Origin of the sequence: Caulobacter sp. (assembly GCF_049283275.1) — a bacterium.
GTDB lineage: Bacteria > Pseudomonadota > Alphaproteobacteria > Caulobacterales > Caulobacteraceae > Caulobacter.
The window spans coordinates 1-4174 of the sequence record NZ_JBAPVS010000182.1 but is presented as its reverse complement, the minus strand read 5'-3'; the positions used below and the strand labels follow the sequence as shown (position 1 = coordinate 4174).

5 protein-coding genes are annotated in these 4174 nt (G+C 69.2%); 2 read left to right on the top strand and 3 right to left on the bottom strand.

Going from position 1 to position 4174, the window contains the following annotated elements; all coding sequences use genetic code 11:
- From WAL33_RS10035 to WAL33_RS10025, 3 genes are all read right to left on the bottom strand, one after another.
- Nucleotides 1–1366, bottom strand: a 1366-nt coding sequence (locus WAL33_RS10035) for a YifB family Mg chelatase-like AAA ATPase (RefSeq protein ID WP_422180952.1), incomplete at its 3' end; no start/stop codon positions are given.
- 130 nt (nucleotides 1367–1496) lie between these two features.
- On the bottom strand, nucleotides 1497–2444 hold the full coding sequence (gshB, locus tag WAL33_RS10030; RefSeq protein ID WP_422180950.1) for a glutathione synthase: 948 nt from the start codon (nucleotides 2442–2444) through the stop codon (nucleotides 1497–1499).
- Between the two features lie 109 nt (nucleotides 2445–2553).
- Nucleotides 2554–3126, bottom strand: a complete 573-nt coding sequence (locus WAL33_RS10025; protein ID WP_422180948.1) for a DUF308 domain-containing protein — start codon at nucleotides 3124–3126, stop codon at nucleotides 2554–2556.
- A gap of 173 nt (nucleotides 3127–3299) precedes the next feature.
- On the opposite strand from WAL33_RS10025, the gene WAL33_RS10020 reads away from it, so the two are divergent.
- Both WAL33_RS10020 and WAL33_RS10015 read left to right on the top strand, forming a co-directional pair.
- Nucleotides 3300–3761, top strand: a complete 462-nt coding sequence (locus WAL33_RS10020) for a MarR family winged helix-turn-helix transcriptional regulator (RefSeq protein WP_422180946.1) — start codon at nucleotides 3300–3302, stop codon at nucleotides 3759–3761.
- Nucleotides 3762–3882: 121 nt separating this feature from the next.
- Nucleotides 3883–4174: alcohol dehydrogenase catalytic domain-containing protein (locus WAL33_RS10015; protein ID WP_422180944.1), on the top strand; the 292-nt coding region annotated here is incomplete at its 3' end.

Sequence of the window (4174 nt, the reverse complement as noted above, 5' to 3'; positions counted from 1 at the left end):
GGCCGCGCCCGGCTTCGTCGAGATCGGCGATCTTCTCCAGGAAGCGGCCCTCGGCGCGGCCGTTCAAGGCCTCGGCTCCCGACGGAGCGCCCTCGACCGTCTCGGCGCGCTCGACTTGCAGCCGTCGAGCCCGAGCCACCCGGGCGGCGACCTCGGCCGTGCCTTCCGACGGCGGCGGCAAGGCCAGGTCGGCGGCGGTGACGGCGGGCATGTCGACGGCCAGGTCGATGCGGTCCATCAGGGGCCCGCTGACCCGACCCTGATAGTCGCGGATGCAACGCGGGGCCTTGCCGCACGCCCCGCGCCCGGCGCCGCCATGGCCGCAGCGGCAGGGGTTCATCGCCGCCACCAGCTGCACCCGGGCCGGATAGCGGACGTGGGCGTTGGCGCGGGCCACCATCACCTCGCCGGTCTCCAGCGGTCCACGCAGGCTGTCCAGGGCCTGGACCCCGAACTCGGGCAGCTCGTCGAGGAACAGCACGCCGTTATGGGCCAGCGACACCTCACCGGGCTTGGCCTTCAACCCACCGCCGGTCAGGGCCGCCATGCTGGCGCTGTGGTGCGGGGCGCGATAGGGCCGGGCTCGGGTCAGGGTTCCCTTGGCGATCAGCCCCGCCACCGAATGGACCATCGAGGTCTCCAGCAGTTCGTGCGAGCTCAAGGGCGGCAACAGCCCCGGCAGGCGCTGGGCCAGCATCGACTTGCCCGAACCCGGCGGACCGCAGAACAGCAGGTTGTGCGAGCCGGCCGCGGCGATCTCCAGGGCCCGCTTGGCGTGCTCCTGACCCTTGACGTCGCTCAGGTCCTTGGCCGCCTCGCCCTCGACCACCGGTCCCGGCGAGGGCGCGGACAGGATCTGGCCGCCCCGGAAGTGGTTGATCAGCGCCACCAGCGAGCGCGGGGCCAGGATCCGTGTGCCGCCCGCCCAAGCCGCCTCGGGCCCGCAAGCCTCGGGGCAGATCAGGCCCAGCTCCATCGCGCCGGCGGCCATGGCGGCGGGCAGCGCCCCGGCGCAGGCCGCGATCCGTCCGTCCAAGGACAATTCACCCATCGCCGCCCAGCCGTCGAGCGCGTCGATCGGGATCACCCCCATCGCGGCCATCACCGCCAGGGCGATGGGCAGGTCGTAGTGCGAGCCTTCCTTGGGCATGTCGGCCGGAGCGAGGTTGGCGACGATGCGCCGGGGCGGCAGGGCCAGCCCCATGCCGGCGAACGCTCCGCGCACCCGCTCCTTGCTCTCGGCCACGGCCTTGTCGCCCAGGCCGACGATGACCATGACCTGCTGGCCGCCCGTCAACTGGACCTCGACGTCGACGCGTCGCGCCTCCACGCCCTCGAACGCCACCGTCACGACCTTTGCGGCCATTGGGTTTTAGGCCCCCTTGCCCCCAGCTTTATCCACAAGCCAAGCATGGCCGTTGGAGCGGAGCAAGAACGAAAAACGAACGTTTCGGGAAAATGTGACGATTCAGTTGCCTAGGCGCAGGTCCTAATCCTCAGGTGGAGCTGAGCTCTTCGATCCGATCCCAGAGGATCGCGGACGCGTCGGCGCCGCCGAACCGCTTGAGCTGCTGAGCCCCGGTCGGCGAGGTGACGTTGATCTCGGTCAGGTACTCTCCGATCACGTCGATACCGACGAAAAGCAGGCCGCGCTTCCTCAGTTCCGGGCCGATGATCGCGCAGAGCTCCAGGTCGCGCTTCGTCAGCTCGACCGCCTCGGCCCGTCCGCCGACGCGGAGGTTCGAGCGCACCTGGCCGGCGGCCGGCACGCGGTTGATCGCGCCCACCGGCTCGCCGTGCACCAGCAGGACGCGCTTGTCGCCCTTGCTCACGGCCGGGACGAACTTCTGGGCGATCACCTGCTCGCGGCCGATCATGGCGTGCAGTTCCAGCAGAGCGTCCAGGTTGGGGTCGTCGGCCAGCAGCCGCGCCACGCCCGAGCCGCCGCCGCCGTACAGCGGCTTGAGCACGATGTCGCCGTGCCGGGCGCGGAAGTCGTAGATCGCCTCGTGGTCGCTGGTGATCAGGGTCGGCGGCTGGACGCCCGGGAAGTCGGTGACGAACAGCTTTTCGGGCGCGTTGCGCACTTCCGCGGGGTTATTGACCACGAGCGTGTGTGGATGAACCTTTTCAAGAAAATGCGTGGCGGTGATGTAGGCCATGTCGAACGGCGGATCCTGGCGCATCAGCACCACGTCGACGTCGTCCTTCATGTCGAGGATCACCGACTCGCCCAGCTCGGCGTGAGCGCCCTGGGTCTTGGTCAGCTTCAGCGGCTGGGCGCGGGCGAACACCCGGCCGTCCTCCATCGACAGCTTGTCGGGCGTGTAGAACCACAGCTTGTGGCCGCGGGTCTGGGCCTCCCACATCATCAGGAAGGTGGTGTCGGTTTCGATGTTGATCCCCAGGACGGGATCCATCTGGACGGCGACTCTCAGCGACATGGGGACTCCGGATCAGCTTGGGCGGCGCGGGAGACCCCCGCGCCGCGACTGCCTAGTTAAGACGGCCCGGCCCCGAATGCGAGGGCCGACCGCGATCCGGACGCGGAGGTCAGGCGGTTTCGGCGCGCCGACGGCTCTTCAGCGCCAGCAGGATCGCCGAGACCAGGAAGTAGAAGGCCCCGAACGCCGCATAGGGCGCGACGACGGTGATGACGGAGGCGATGGGACCGGCCGCGCTCTTGATGAAGAAGCCGCCCGCCAGGGCCGACTGGGCGCCGCTCAGCACCATCGCCCACTGGGCGCCGTAGGACCGCCACCGGCGTATGCCGACGACCAGCTGCAGCACGCCCGCCAGGATCGCCCAGGCGCCGAACAGCGCCAGCACCAGGTGCAGGTCGATCTGGAGGGCGACCAGCACCGCCAGCGCGGTCGCCGCGCTGACGGCGGTGTTGATCGCCTGCGGAGCATTGGCGCGGAAACCGCCGTTGACCTTGGCGTCCCGGGCGTTGGCGAAGGCGTCCCAGGCGGGATAGAGGACCAGCAGGGCGCCCGCGAGGATCGGGTTGGAGGGCGCGATCGTGAAGGCGGCCACGACCCAGGCGGCGGCCACGCCGGCGCGGAGAAGGTAGTAGCGGACCAGCGCGGCGGCGCCGGCGCGCGAGGGGGTGATGTCCTTGGCCATGGAGGCTCCGTCGGGGGCGTTGCCGCGAGGATCGCGGGCATTCTTGATATGTCACGACATTAAATGTCGCGACATATGATATGATCTAGCCGATCGATCCAACGCCTGTCGAGTCATTATTTGTCACGACATATATTTTCGCGCTAAGGCGAACCCGTTCGCAGGAGCCTTCCGTGTCAGACGCCCGCCGCAAGATCACGCTCGACGACCAGCTGTGCTTTTCCCTGTACGGGGCGAGCCTGGCGATCAATCGCGCCTACAAGCCGCTGCTCGACGACCTGGAGATCACCTATCCGCAGTATCTGGTGCTGAGCGCGCTGTGGGAGGACGACGGCCAGAGCGTCGGCGCGATCGCCGAACGGCTGGGCCTGGACTCCAGCAATGTCACGCCGCTGGTCAAGCGCATGGAGGCCGCCGGCCTGCTGTCGCGCGAGCGCAATCCGGCCGACGAGCGCCAGGTCGTCGTCAGCCTGACCGACCACGGACGCGACATGCAGGCCCGCAGCGCGTGCCTGGGCCAGACGCTGTTCGCCTCGGCCGACATGAGCATCGAGCGGCTGATCCAGTTGAACAAGGAGGTGCAGGCCTTCCGCGACTCGGTCGCGCGGTTTGTGTCGGATCGGTCGGAGACCTGAGACAAGGACACGTCGCAAGGCAGGTTCCGGCTCCGCAGGTTGACGTCGCGGCCTGCTTGAACGGTTGATCGACCGCGCTCACGCTCCTCGCCAGGAACGTCTTCAGAGCAAGGCCAAGACCATGAAAGCCATCCAGATCGCGGCGCCCGCCGGTCTCGACGCCCTGCGCCATGTCGACCTGCCCGAGCCGGGGCCTCCCGGGCCGGGCGAGATCCTGGTCCGCATCCGCGCCAGCTCGTTGAACTATCACGACTATCTGGTGGTGATCGGCGGCATTCCGACGGCCGACGGCCGCATTCCGATGTCCGACGGCGCGGGCGAGGTGCTGGCGGTCGGCGAGGGCGTGACGGGCTTCGCGGTCGGCGACCTGGCGGTCTCGACCTTCTTTCCGCGCTGGCTGGACGGCGAGGCGC